Below are 11,701 nucleotides of genomic sequence, written 5' to 3'. Positions count from 1 at the left end.
CTCCACTAGGTCTCCGGGTTCGACGCCCGGCTCGGTGTGTCGGCTTTCGGCGCCCGATCACGGCAAGGCCGCCGCGACCGGTAGGGGGACCGGTCGCGGCGGCCTCGCGGCGACCGGTGGGTTCACCGGTCGGGGCGGTGTTACTCCTCGGGCGCGAGCAGCGCGCCGGAGGCGGCGTCGCGGACCGTGATCGCGGACATCGGGCACATGTCGGCGGCGTCGATGACCGCCTCGTCGGGGGCGGTCTCCGGGGCCAGGGCGGACGCCTTGCCCGCCCGGATCTCGATCTGGCGGGGGGCTGCGCCGGCGCAGACCCCGGTGCCGATGCAGGCGTCCCGGTCGACGGTGACGGTCCACCTGGTGTCCACAGCGGTCACCAGGCCACCAGCAGCTTGTTCGGGCCCCGGACCAGCAGGCCGGACTTCCACGACACGCCCGCGTCGCCGTCGGCCAGGCTCAGCTCGGGGAACCGGTCCAGGATGGTGTGCAGGGCGACCTGCAGCTCCATCCGGGCCAGCTGCGCGCCGAGGCAGTGGTGCGGGCCGTGGCCGAACGCGACGTGCGGGTTCTGCTCGCGGGTGAAGTCGAAGGTCTCCGGGTTGTCGAAGACCTCCGGGTCCCGGTTGGCCCCGGGCAGGGAGACCAGCACCGGCTCACCGGCACGCACGGTGATCCCGCTCAGCTCCACGTCCTCCACCGCGTACCGGGGGAACATGGCGGCCGGGTTCAGCGGGATCATCCGCAGCAGCTCCTCCACGGCCGCCGGCACCAGGCTCCGGTCGGCGCGCAGCTGCGCCATCAGCTCCGGGTGGGTGAGCAGCGCGTAGACGAAGTTGGGGATGTGCGTGGAGACCGTCTCGACGCCGGTGAGCAGCAGCCCGACCCCGGCGATGGACAGCAGTTCCTGCTCGGTCAGCCGGTCGCCCTCGTCGCGGGCCTTGACCAGCGCGCCGAGCAGGTCGTCGGTGGGCTGCTCACGGCGCTGCGCGACGAGCTTGCCCATGTAGCCGAACAGCTGCTCGGCGTAGACCATCAGCTGCTCGCTGGTGCTGGTCAGCCCCTCGGTCCAGATCCGGAACTGGGCCCGGTCCTCGAACGGCACCCCGAGCAGCTCGCAGATGACGGTGATCGGGTACGGCAGGGCGAACAGCTCGACCAGGTCACCCGGGGAACCCTTGGCGATCATCTCGTCGACGTACTCGTTGGCGATGCGCTGGGCGCCCTCGCGCATCTCGTTGACCCGGCGGGCGGTCAGCGCCTTGCCGGCGAGCTTGCGCAGCCGGGTGTGGTCCGGCGGGTCGAGCCCGATGATGCCCTCGTAGGTCATCTCCTCGCGGGTACGGGGCTGGTCCTTGCCCTGCGCCGCGGCCCGGCTGAACCGCGGGTCGGTCAGCACGGTCTTGACGTCCTCGTACCGGGTGGCCAGCCAGGACACCTCGCCGTACGGCAGTTGCACCCGGGCCAGCGGCTCGGTGCTGCGCAGCAGCCCGTAGACGGGGTCGATGTCGATCCCGGGCGCCTCGCTGAACGGATATTTACGGATCTCCTGATCGATCGTCACGGAGCACTCCCTCGGGTCGCACCGGGCGCACGTGATCCGGCGCTGGCGTCGATGTTCTTCGGCCGCTCGGTGCGGTACGGCGTATCCGGGCGACACGCCGGGCGCCGGCCGGACCAGGCGAGGGATACGTAATCAGGAAAGGAAATCCACCTACACCCCCGCGACGCCCCTAGCCTCCCCCTACCGGCTGCGCTAAGGGGCGGCTCTGGGGTTCCGCTAGGGGTCCGGGCGGACGGGCCGCCACTAGCGTGTGGGCGAGGCAACGCGCTGTTGACCGTCGAGCGATTCTCGCGGGCGCGCACCGGTGATTGAGTCACGCCACGTCGGTGGGCGCAACCCCCCATGGAGGATGGTTGATGTCCCTGCTCGTTTCCACGACCGCCGATCCGGGGCGGTTCCACTCCTTCGGGCCGCACCACATCGAAGAGCTGGGCGCCCGGTACGGATTGTCGGCCGACAATCTGCACGCGGTCCGCACCATTTCCCAGGTGCTGCCGTTCCGGGTCAACGAGTACGTCCTGTCGCACCTGATCGACTGGGACCGTATCCCGGACGACCCGATCTTCCGGCTGGTGTTCCCGCAGCGCGGCATGCTCGCCGCCGCCGACGAGCGGATCGTCGGCGACCTGCTGCGCGCCGGTGACCGTAAGGGGCTGCGCGGCGAGGTGGCCCGGATCCGCGCGGGGCTCAACCCGCACCCGTCCGGGCAGCAGCAGCACAACGTGCCCAGCCTGGACGGCCAGGAGTTGCCGGGCATGCAGCACAAGTACCGGGAGACGGTGCTGTACTTCCCGCAGCAGGGGCAGACCTGCCACGCGTACTGCACCTACTGCTTCCGGTGGGCACAGTTCGTCGGGGACGCCGACCTGCGGTTCGCCGCACCCGGCCCGGAGCAGTTGGTGAGCTACCTGCACCGGCACCCGGCGGTGACCGACGTGCTGGTCACCGGGGGCGACCCGATGATCATGTCGACGGAGCGGCTGCGCAGCCACGTGGAGCCGCTGCTGGCCGTCGACACGGTGCGCACCATCCGGTTCGGCACCAAGGCGGTCGCCTACTGGCCGTACCGGTTCGTCTCCGACAGCGACGCCGACGACCTGCTGCGGCTGTTCGAGCAGGTGGTCGCATCGGGGCGCAGTGTCGCGGTGATGGCGCACTTCAGCCACCCCCGGGAGCTGGCCACCGAGGTCGCCGGCCGGGCCATCGCCCGGATCAGGTCGACCGGGGCGGTGGTCTACTGCCAGGCCCCGCTGATCCGCTACGTCAACGACGACGCCCGCGCCTGGAGCGAGATGTGGCGGGCGGAGCTGGCTGTCGGCGCGGTGCCCTACTACATGTTCGTCGAGCGGGACACCGGTCCCCGGGACTACTTCCAGGTGCCGCTGACCCGGGCCGCCGACATCTTCCGTACCGCGTACCAGGACCTGCCCGGCCTGGCCCGGACGGTGCGCGGACCGGTCATGTCGGCCACCCCCGGCAAGGTCCTGGTCGACGGCGTCGAGCGGACCCCGGACGGCGACTTCTTCCAGCTCCGGCTGATCCAGGCCCGCGACCGGCGGCTGGTCGGCAGGCCGTTCCGGGCCCGCTGGTCGGCCGACGCGGCCTGGCTGAGCGACCTGGAGATCGACCCGAGCGCCCCGGCGGACATCCTCGCCGCGGTCAGCCCCAGCGCGGCCCGCCCCGGCGCGGCCGTCACCGCCTGAACCACCCACCGACCCGAAGGGAGCTGGCGATGGCCGGCCGGAAGATCTCGCCCAACCTCGCACTCGACCAGTTGGTCGCACAGCGCATCGCCGCCGGCGAGTCCATCGTGCACCTGGGCTTCGGCGAGTCCCGCCTGCCGGTGTTCCCGCCGCTGCTGCGGGCACTGACCGAAGGCGGCGACCGTAACGCCTACGGGCCGGTGGTCGGCGACGCCGCCACCCTGGACGCGGTGGCCGGGTACTTCTCCCGTCGCCGGCTGCCCACCGAGGCCGACCAGGTGATCATCGCGCCGGGCAGCAAGCCGCTGCTGATGGCCCTGCAACTGGTCGTCGGCGGGGACACCCTGCTCGCCGCGCCGAGCTGGGTCACCTACGCCCCGCAGGCCCGGCTGGCCGGCAAGACCGCGCTGGGGGTGCCGGTCCCCGAGTCGTGCGGCGGGGTGCCCGACCCGGCGGCGCTGCGGGAGACGATCCGCGCCGCCCGGGTGCTCGGTCACGACCCGCGCCTTCTGGTGCTCACCTCGCCGGACAACCCGACCGGCACGCACGCCCCGGACGACCTGGTCCGCGAGCTGTGCGCGATCGCCGAGGAGGAGGACCTGCTGATCGTCTCGGACGAGATCTACCGGGACATCCTGCACACCCCGGGCACGGACCTGCTCTCCCCCGCCGAGGTCGCCCCCCGGCGGACCGTGGTGCTCACCGGGCTCAGCAAGAACCTGGCGCTCGGCGGCTGGCGGATCGGCGCGGCCCGGTTCCCGGCCGGCGGGTGGGGTGAGCGCCTCCGGGCCGACGTGGCCTCGGTCGCCAGCGAGATCTGGTCCACCCTGGCCGGGCCGATGCAGTCGGTCGCCCGGTACGCCTTCGCCGAGCCGCCGGAGATCCGCGAGCGGCTCGTCGAGGACGCCGCGCTGCACGGCGCGGTGGCCGGCGCCGTGCACCGGATCATGGTGGAGGCGGGTGCCACCTGCCGGCCGCCGACCGGCGCGTTCTACGTCTACCCGGACTTCGCGCCGCTGCGCGAGCCGCTGGCCGAGCAGGGCATCACCGACGGCGCAGGGTTGCAGCGCTACCTGCTGGAGGAGCTGGGCATAGCGGTGCTCTCCGGCCACCACTTCGGCGACCGGCCGGAGGCGCTGCGGTTCCGGGCCGCCACCAGCATGCTCTACGGCGAGACCCGGGAGCAGCAGCGGCAGACGCAGACCGCCGCCGACCCGCTGACGGTGCCGCACGTCGCCGACGCGTTGGTCCGCATCGAGCAGGCCCTGGCCAAGCTTCCCCGGTGACCCGCACCGACTCCCCCGCCGACCGCGCCGGTGCCGGTCTGCCCCGACGACAAGGACGCCCCAGATGACCAGCGCCATCGTCTTCCCCGGGATGGGTCCGTGCGACTTCGCCGACGTCGCGAAGTTCATGCTCATCGACCGGGACGCCCGCGAGCTGCTCGCCACCGCCAGCGACGCCCTGGACTACGACCTGTTCGCCAGGTACCGCGACAGCGACAGCGACTACTCCGAGTACGCGCAGGTGGCCTTCCTGGTCAACTGCGTGGCGCTGGCCCGGTGGGCGGAACGGACCATGGACCTGCGGCCGGACCTGATCGCCGGGCCCAGCTTCGGGGGCAAGGCCGCCGCCGTGTTCAGCGGCGCGCTGGACTTCGCCGAGGCGGTCCGGATGACGGCGCGGCTGTCCCGGATCGAGACGGAGTACTTCACCGCCGAGCAGCGGGGCGTGGTGACGATGTCGTTCGTCCGTACCCCGGCCGAGCGGCTGCGGGAGATCCTGGCCGAGCTGGACGAGGCCGGCGAGTGGTACGAGATCTCCTGCTACGTGGACACCGACTTCTGGATGGTGACCCTGCACGAGGGGCGCACCGACTGGCTGGCGCAGCGGCTGCGGGCCGGCGGTGGGTTGCCGCTGTACGTGATGGACCCGCCGCTGCACGCCGCCGCGTTCGGGCCGTTGCGCGACCGGGTGGAGGCGGAGCTGTTCGGGTCGCTGCACTTCACCGACCCGCAGATCCCGGTCGTCGCCGACCAGGACGGCACCGTACGCACCACCGCCGACGGCGTACGGACGATGCTGCTCGACGGGATCGTCACCCCGGTGCGCTGGCCGGAGGTGGTCGCCACGTTCCAGCGGTCCGGGGTGCAGACGGTGCACGTCTGCGGACCGGACCGGTTGTGGGGCCGGGTCGGCGCGACCGTCCGCAACTTCCGGACCACCATCGTGGACCCCCGGCGGGCGCTGCGGCCGATCCGCCGCAGCGTTGCCGCCTGACGGTCGGCAGAGCACGGAGGACGAGATGACCCAGCACACCGACTACGCCCTGCACGGCCGGTTCCTCCAGGGGTTGGCCGCGGCGCCCCGGGCCACCGCCCTGCATCTGCCGTCCGGGCCGGTCAGCTACGAGGAGCTGCACGCCACCGCGTTGCGCTGGGCGGGGGCGTTGGCCGCCGGCCCGGACGGGCCGCCCCGGGTGGTCGGCATCCTGGCCGGCAAGACCCTGGAGTCGTACGCCGGGCTGCTGGCCACCCTGTACGTCGGCGCGACCGCCGTACCGCTGCACCCGGAGTTCCCGGCGGCCCGGACGGCGGGGATGCTCACCGCGTGCGGGGTGTCCACCCTGCTGCTCGACGAGGCCGGGCTGGCGGTCCGGGCCGAGCTGGGCGACGCGGTGGCCGGGGTGCCGGTGTTCGCGCCGGTGGTGGACCCGCGCGGCAGCGGCAGCGGGCTGCGGCTGCCGGTGGTGGGGGCGACGCCGCTGGCCACGCCCCGCGCCGCCGGCCCGGACGACGTCGCCTACGTGCTGTTCACCTCGGGGTCGACGGGGCGACCCAAGGGGGTGCCGATCACCCACGGGAACCTGCGGCACTACTTCTCGGTGCTGGACGACCGATACGACTTCGGTCCGGACGACCGGTTCTCCCAGTCGTTCGACCTGAACTTCGACTGCGCGATGTTCGACCTGTTCTGCGCCTGGGGTGCGGGGGCGAGCGTGCACCCGGTGCCGCCGGCGGCCTACCGCGACGTGCCGGCGTTCGTCGCCGAGCGGGGCCTGACGGTGTGGTTCTCCACCCCGAGCGCGATCACCCTGGTCCGGCGGACCGGCCGGCTGGCGGCGGCGGCGATGCCGTCGCTGCGGTGGAGCTTCTTCGCCGGGGAGGCGCTGCACGCGGCGGACGCGGTGGATTGGCAGGCATCGGCCCCCGGGTCGACGCTGGAGAACATCTACGGCCCGACCGAGCTGACCGTGACCATCACCGGGCACCGCTGGTCGCCGCAGACCTCGCCGGGGCTGTGCGTCAACGGTCTGGTCCCGATCGGGACGCTGCACGACGGGCACGACGGGGTGCTGCTCGACGCCGACGGCACGGCCAGCGAGGTGGAGGGGGAGCTGTGCATCACCGGCCCGCAGCTCACCCCCGGCTACCTCGACCCGGCCGACGACGAGGGCCGGTTCCTGCTGCGCGACGGCCGGCGCTGGTACCGCACCGGGGACCGGGTCCGGCGGTTGGAGAACAAGGAGCTGATCTACCTGGGTCGGCTCGACTCGCAGGTGCAGGTGCACGGCTGGCGGGTGGAGCTGGCCGAGATCGAGCACGCCCTGCGGGGCTGCCCCGGCATCGAGGACGCGGTGACCGTGGCCCGTACCGGGGCCGGCGGCACCGAACTGGTGGTCTTCTACACGGGTGCGCCGACCGCCCCGGCGGAGCTGTCCCGGCAGTTGCGGCAGATCCTGCCCAAGGGGATGCTGCCGCGGTCGTACCGGCACGTGCCGGAGTTCCCGTTGAACTCCAACCGCAAGGTCGACCGCGCCCGGCTGGCCCGCGAGGCCGCCGGGAACTGACCCTGTCGATCCCCGGCCCGGAGCACTCCGGGCCGGGCATCGTGCCGTCCACCCCCGGGTGCCGGCAGGAGAAAACCCCTGGCCGGTCCCCCTCCTGAAGGGACCGGCCAGGGGCCGTCGGGGGCCGGGTCAGCGCTGCGCGGGCTGTCCGGCGCGCTCGGCGAGGGCCCGGCGGTCGATCTTGCCGTTGGCGTTGACCGGCAGTTCGTCGATCACCCGGACCTGCTGCGGCACCATGTAGTCGGGCAGCGCCTCCAGGCAGAACGCGCCCAGTTCCATCTCCTCCACACCGGTGACGCCCTCGTCGAGCACCACGAACGCGGCCAGCACCGGGTCCTTGCCCTCCTGCGGCAGCATCAGCGCGGCGGCGCCGGCGATGCCCGGGAACTCGCGGACCCGGCGCTCCACCTCACCCAGCTCGACCCGGTTGCCCCGGATCTTGACCAGGGAGTCGGCCCGGCCGGTGAAGTACAGCTCCCCACCCTCGCCCCGGTAGGCCAGGTCGCCGGTGCGGAAGACCACCTGCCCGGTGGCCGGGTTGAGCGGGTCGGGGACCAGCGCGGCGGCGGTGGCCTCCGGGTCGTTCCAGTAGCCGTGGAACAGGGCGGCGCTGCGCAGGTGGATCTGCCCGACGACACCCGGCTCGTCGACCGGCCGGCCGTCCTCGTCGATCAGCAGCATCTCCGCGCCCGGGTGGGCGTGGCCGATGGAGATCCGGTCGACGTCCTCGGGCAGCGGGTTGGGCACGTCGGTGAAGGACGCGGCGATGGACTCGCTGCTGCCGAAGCAGTTGACCACCCGGGCGTGCGGCAGGGCGCGTTGCAGCTCCCGCATCTCGGGCAGGGGGAAGTTCTCGCCCGAGTAGAGCACCCCGCGGATCTGCTCGCCGAGCGCGGCCAGCCCGGCGAACTCGTGCCGCAGCACCCCCCGCCAGATCGACGGCACGCCGTTGACCTGGGTGGCGCCGCTGTCGGCGAGGAACTGCACGAACCGGCGCGGCCAGCGCAGCAGCGACCGGGGCACCGGCACCACGGCCGCGCCGCTGCCCAGCGCCAGGCCGATGTCGAGCAGCGAGAAGTCGAACTGCAACGGCGAGGTGGTGGCGACCCGGTCCTCGGCGGAGACGATGCCGTGCCGCAGCATCCCCCGGAAGAAGGCGAGCACGCCCCGGTGGCTCATCACCACGCCCTTGGGCCGGCCGGTGGTGCCGGACGTGAAGATCATGTAGGCCGGGTCGGTGGGCACCAGTTCCCGGCGGTGCCGGGTGCGCGGCGCGGGCGTCCGCTCGACCTGGATGCCGTCCGGGCCGAACCGGGCGGTGCCCAGCGGCGCGGGCACACCCTCGCGGCGGCCGTCGACGGGTTGCAGGTGCAGCGCGGCGGCGGTGCTCTCGGCGATCAGCGCGAGCCGCTGGGCCGGGGTCTCCGGGCTGACCGGGATGAACGTCAGGCCCAGCGAGGAGCAGGCCAGGAAGACCGCGATGGCGGTCGGCGAGGTGTCCGACTCCAGGATCACCCGGTCGCCGATGTCCAGGCCGAGTTCGTCGAGGGCAGCGGCGTAGCCGTCGACCCGCTGGGCGAGCTGACGGTACGAGATGGAGCCGACCTCGCCGCCGACGGCCTGGATGACGGCCGGCTTGTCGGGCGTCAGCCGGGCACCCGCCAACAGGAACTCGTGCAACGTCTCCACGGAGGCATGCGTGCGCGCGAAGTTCTCTCGACTCATGGCCGGAGCGTATCGGCGGCCCCGCCGGCCCCCACCCGCATCGACCCCCCTAACGACCCCTTACCCGGGTCGGCCGAGGGCCGGGGAATTGTCGGGTCGTCAGCGCCCACGGGCGTTGTTAGCGTCTGTTCACCCTGCACCGGAAGGAATCGCGGACATGTGGGATCAACGGTTCGAGGCCATCCTGCGCCAGCACCTGCCCTTCCTCGACCCCGAGGAGACGCTGCTGGCCGGCACCAGCCTGCGCGACTCCGGCCTGGACTCCCTCGCCATGGTCGAACTGCTGGCCACCCTGGAGAGCGAGTACGACGTGCGCTTCGTCGACGAGGCGATGTCGATGGAGACGTTCGCCACCCCGCAGACGCTGTGGCGCGTGCTGACCGACATGCGGGGCGCGCCCGCTGCGGTGTGAGCGGCACGCGTCCCGAACAGTGCCCGTGACCGGTCCGGTCACGGGCACTGTTCGTGGTTGCCGGTCAGCGGCCGATCGCCTCCAGGTCGGCGAGGTCCTCGGCGGTGAGGGTCAGCGCCGCCCCGGCGACGTTCTCCCGCAGGTGCGCCACCGACGAGGTGCCGGGGATGAGCAGGATGTTGGGTGAGCGCTGCAACAGCCAGGCCAGCGCGACGGCCATCGGCGTGGCGTCCCGGCGGGCGGCCACGGCCGACAGCGCCGCGGACTGCAACGGGCTGAAGCCACCCAGCGGGAAGTACGGCACGTAGGCCACCCCCTGCCCGGCGAGCCTGTCGATCAGCGCGTCGTCCCTGCGGTACGCCAGGTTGTAGAGGTTCTGCACGCAGACGATCGGGGCGATCGACTGCGCCTCGGCGACCTGTTCCGGCGTCACGTTGCTCAGTCCCAGGTGCCGGATCAGGCCCTCCTGCTGGAGCGCGAGGAGCGTCTCGAACGGCTCGGCGAGGGAGCCGGCCGCGGGGCCCATGGCGTCGCCGAGTCGGAGGTTGACCAGGTCCAGGGCCTCGACGCCGAGGTTTTCCAGGTTCTCCTCGACGGCCCGGCGCAGTTGCTCCGGCTCGCGCGCGATGGGCCAGCCGCCCTGCGGGTCCCGGGTCGCGCCGACCTTGGTCACCAGGTGCAGCCCTTCGGGGTACGGGTGCAGGGCCTCGCGGATCAGCCGGTTGGTGACGTGCGGCCCGTAGGCGTCGCTGGTGTCGATGTGCGTGATGCCGAGGGCGACGACCTCCCGCAGGACGGCCAGGGCGGCGTCCGGGTCGGCGGGCGGTCCCATCACCCCGGGGCCGGCGAGCTGCATGGCGCCGTAGCCGAACCGGCTGACGGTCAGGTCGCCCAGCGTCCAGGTGCCGCCGGGCAGAGTACGGGTGAGCATGCGGTTACCTCGGCCTTTCTTGGTGAACGGGCTGGTACCGGACCACTATCGGTGAGGTAGGTTTCTGATGGGAAGTAGGCACCTCAAAGTGCGTAGCACACCGACTGTGGGAGGAACGGCGATGACGACGAGGACGGCGGCCGAGCGCCGCGCGGAGACGGCGGTGGCGTACGACGCGTTCGTGGCACAGTGTCCCAGTCGGGAACTGCTCGCCCGGATCTCCGACAAGTGGGTCGCGCTGGTGCTGGCCGCGCTGCGTACCGACGGGTCGCACCCCTTCGGCGCGGACTGCGCCGGCACCCCCCGACCGATGCGCTACTCGGAGCTGTCCCGCCTGCTCGCCGGGGTCAGCCAGAAGATGCTCACCCAGACGCTGCGCACCCTGGAACGCGACGGCCTGGTCAGCCGGACCGCGACGGCGACCGTGCCGGTCACGGTCACCTACGAGCTGACCGACCTCGGCTTCTCGCTGCACGAGACGATGCGTGCCCTCAAGACGTGGGCCGAAACGCACCTGGACGACGTGCACGCCCACCGGGCGGCCTACGACGCCCGGCACCCCGCCCCGGCGGCCCGCCCCGCCTGAGCGGGCCGCCGGGGCGGTCGGGGCTCAGAGCTTGTCGAGGAACTGGGTGAGGATCTCGGTGAACCGCTCCGGGGTCTCCAGGTGGGGCAGGTGGCTGGCCCCCTCGATGATCTCCCAGCGGGCCCCGGGGACGAGATCGTGGAAGGGGCGCACGGCCGCCGGGGTGACCTCGTCGTACTCGCCGCTGATCACCAGGGTCGGGGTGTCGATCTGCGGCAGCCGGTCGAGCAGCGAGTAGTCGCGCAGCGTGCCGGTGATGTGGAACTCGCTCGGCCCGTTCATCGCGTGGTAGACGGTCGGATCGCCGTTGATCTCCATGAAGGTGGCCATCAGCTCCGGCGGCAACGGCTTCCGCCGGCACACGTGCCGCTGGTAGAACACCATCATCGCGGCCGTGTACGCCGGGCTGCCGGTGGTGCCGGCGGCCTCGTGCCGGCGCAGCGTCGCGTCCACCCCGGGGGGCAGCGCGGCCCGCAGCACGTCCAGCTCCGGCAGCCACAGCGGGTACGACGCGGGCGCGTTGGCGATCACCAGGCCGCGCAGCCCGGCCGGCCGGTCGGCCGCGTGGGCCGCCGCCAGCACCCCGCCCCAGGACTGCCCGAACAGCACGTACTCCTCGGCGATGCCGAGGCGGTCCAGCAGGTTGTCGAGTTCGGCGAGGAACAGCTCGACGGTCCAGAAGTCGGCGCCCCGGCCCCGCAGGTGGGTGGAGCCGCCATTGCCGAGCTGGTCGTAGTGCACCACCGGCCAGCCGGACCGGCTCAACCCGGCCATGTTCAGCAGGTAGTCGTGGGTGCTGCCGGGCCCGCCGTGCAGCACCACCAGCGGCGGCTTGCCGTCGTGCAGCTCGCCCGTCACCCGGTACCAGGTCCGGTGGTCACCGAACTCGACGGTGCCCTTCGCGGTCGGTGCCAGTGTCATGTCGTCCACTCC

At 72.7% G+C, this 11,701-nt stretch carries 11 protein-coding genes; 6 read left to right on the top strand and 5 right to left on the bottom strand.

What is annotated here, in order from left to right; genetic code table 11:
• Positions 1-140: 140 nt before the first annotated feature.
• Positions 141-377, bottom strand: coding sequence for a ferredoxin (locus tag JQN84_RS05330; RefSeq protein ID WP_088642118.1), 237 nt, complete (start codon positions 375-377; stop codon positions 141-143).
• Positions 374-1,561: a cytochrome P450 gene (locus JQN84_RS05325; RefSeq protein ID WP_204957235.1), complete on the bottom strand. Its 1,188-nt coding sequence runs from the start codon at positions 1,559-1,561 to the stop codon at positions 374-376. The genes JQN84_RS05330 and JQN84_RS05325 overlap by 4 nt, the downstream gene beginning before the upstream one ends.
• A gap of 356 nt (positions 1,562-1,917) precedes the next feature.
• Between JQN84_RS05325 and JQN84_RS05320 the strand changes: the two genes are divergently transcribed.
• From JQN84_RS05320 to JQN84_RS05305, 4 genes are all read left to right on the top strand, one after another.
• The gene (locus JQN84_RS05320) at positions 1,918-3,264 is read left to right on the top strand and encodes a KamA family radical SAM protein (protein ID WP_204957234.1); all 1,347 of its coding nucleotides are present in this window, start codon (positions 1,918-1,920) and stop codon (positions 3,262-3,264) included.
• Between the two features lie 29 nt (positions 3,265-3,293).
• Positions 3,294-4,550 (top strand): pyridoxal phosphate-dependent aminotransferase, encoded by a 1,257-nt coding sequence (locus JQN84_RS05315; protein WP_204957233.1) that lies wholly within the window; start codon positions 3,294-3,296, stop codon positions 4,548-4,550.
• 64 nt (positions 4,551-4,614) lie between these two features.
• Positions 4,615-5,544: an ACP S-malonyltransferase gene (locus tag JQN84_RS05310; protein WP_204957232.1), complete on the top strand. Its 930-nt coding sequence runs from the start codon at positions 4,615-4,617 to the stop codon at positions 5,542-5,544.
• Positions 5,545-5,569: 25 nt separating this feature from the next.
• Positions 5,570-7,114 carry an AMP-binding protein gene (locus tag JQN84_RS05305; protein ID WP_204957231.1) on the top strand — a complete coding sequence of 515 codons (1,545 nt, stop codon included), beginning with the start codon at positions 5,570-5,572 and terminating at the stop codon, positions 7,112-7,114.
• A 129-nt stretch (positions 7,115-7,243) separates the two neighbouring features.
• On the opposite strand, the gene JQN84_RS05300 is transcribed toward JQN84_RS05305, so the two are convergent.
• On the bottom strand, positions 7,244-8,839 hold the full coding sequence (locus JQN84_RS05300) for a D-alanine--poly(phosphoribitol) ligase (protein ID WP_204957230.1): 1,596 nt from the start codon (positions 8,837-8,839) through the stop codon (positions 7,244-7,246).
• A 157-nt stretch (positions 8,840-8,996) separates the two neighbouring features.
• Between JQN84_RS05300 and JQN84_RS05295 the strand changes: the two genes are divergently transcribed.
• Positions 8,997-9,251, top strand: coding sequence for a phosphopantetheine-binding protein (locus JQN84_RS05295; RefSeq protein WP_204957229.1), 255 nt, complete (start codon positions 8,997-8,999; stop codon positions 9,249-9,251).
• A 64-nt stretch (positions 9,252-9,315) separates the two neighbouring features.
• Here JQN84_RS05295 and JQN84_RS05290 read toward each other — a convergent pair whose 3' ends face one another.
• On the bottom strand, positions 9,316-10,182 hold the full coding sequence (locus JQN84_RS05290) for an aldo/keto reductase family oxidoreductase (RefSeq protein WP_305070786.1): 867 nt from the start codon (positions 10,180-10,182) through the stop codon (positions 9,316-9,318).
• Between the two features lie 121 nt (positions 10,183-10,303).
• Here JQN84_RS05290 and JQN84_RS05285 point away from each other — a divergent pair, with 121 nt between their 5' ends.
• Positions 10,304-10,768, top strand: a complete 465-nt coding sequence (locus tag JQN84_RS05285) for a winged helix-turn-helix transcriptional regulator (protein ID WP_204957228.1) — start codon at positions 10,304-10,306, stop codon at positions 10,766-10,768.
• Between the two features lie 24 nt (positions 10,769-10,792).
• On the opposite strand, the gene JQN84_RS05280 is transcribed toward JQN84_RS05285, so the two are convergent.
• On the bottom strand, positions 10,793-11,698 hold the full coding sequence (locus JQN84_RS05280; protein ID WP_204957227.1) for a proline iminopeptidase-family hydrolase: 906 nt from the start codon (positions 11,696-11,698) through the stop codon (positions 10,793-10,795).
• Positions 11,699-11,701: the final 3 nt, after the last annotated feature.

This window comes from Micromonospora humidisoli, assembly GCF_016900955.1.
Classification (GTDB): domain Bacteria; phylum Actinomycetota; class Actinomycetes; order Mycobacteriales; family Micromonosporaceae; genus Micromonospora; species Micromonospora wenchangensis.
This window is presented reverse-complemented; position numbering and strand designations above follow the sequence as displayed.